Raw genomic sequence first — 1114 nt, 5'->3', positions numbered from 1 at the left:
CCAGCTGGGCCACGGCCGTACCGACCTGGCCGAGGTCGCCGCGCAGCAGGCCAGCGAGCTGGCCTACTTCCCGCTGTGGTCCTACGCGCACCCGACCGCGATCAAGCTGGCCGCGAAGGTCGCCTCCTACGCGCCCGGTGACCTGAACAAGGTCTTCTTCACCACCGGCGGTGGTGAGGCGGTGGAGTCGGCGTGGAAGCTGGCCAAGAACTACTTCAAGCTGGTCGGCAAGCCGATGAAGCACAAGGTGATCTCCCGCGCGATCGCCTACCACGGCACCACCCAGGGCGCGCTGTCGATCACCGGCCTGCCCGGCCTGAAGCAGCAGTTCGAGCCGCTGGTGCCCTCCACCTTCCGGGTCCCGAACACCAACATCTACCGCGCCCCGATCCACGCCGACGACCCCGAGGCGTTCGGCCGGTGGGCCGCGGACCAGATCGAGGTCGCGATCCTCAACGAGGGCCCCGACACCGTGGCCGCGGTCTTCCTCGAGCCGGTGCAGAACGCCGGTGGCTGCTTCCCGCCCCCGCCGGGCTACTTCGAGCGGGTCCGTGAGATCTGCGACGAGTACGACGTGCTGCTGGTCTCCGACGAGGTGATCTGCGCCTTCGGTCGACTGGGCTACATGTTCGGTGCCGAGCGGTTCGGCTACCAGCCCGACATCATCACCTGCGCCAAGGGCCTGACCTCCGGCTACGCCCCGCTGGGCGCGATGATCGCCAGCGACAAGCTGTTCGCGCCGTTCGCCGAGGGCGAGGAGACCTTCCTGCACGGCTACACCTTCGGTGGCCACCCGGTCGCGACCGCGGTCGCGCTGCGCAACCTGGAGATCTTCGAGGAGGAGAAGGTCCTGGAGAACGTCCGCGAGAACGAGGACGTCTTCCGCTCCACCCTGGAGAAGCTGCTGGACCTGCCGATCGTGGGCGATGTCCGCGGCGCCGGCTACTTCTACGGCATCGAGCTGGTCAAGAACAAGGAGACCAAGGAGACCTTCAACGAGGAGGAGTCCGAGCGACTGCTGCGCGGGTTCCTGTCCAAGGCCCTCTACGACGCCGGCCTGTACTGCCGCGCCGACGACCGCGGCGACCCGGTCATCCAGCTCTCCCCGCCGCTG

1 protein-coding gene is annotated in these 1114 nt (G+C 68.2%); it reads left to right on the top strand.

Annotated elements, in window-relative coordinates; translation table 11 throughout:
- Nucleotides 1-1114, top strand: a 1114-nt coding sequence (locus E8D34_RS20630) for an aspartate aminotransferase family protein (RefSeq protein ID WP_136596391.1), incomplete at both ends; no start/stop codon positions are given.

Source organism: Nocardioides sp. GY 10113, assembly GCF_004919105.1.
Classification (GTDB): Bacteria; Actinomycetota; Actinomycetes; order Propionibacteriales; family Nocardioidaceae; genus Nocardioides.
This window is presented reverse-complemented; position numbering and strand designations above follow the sequence as displayed.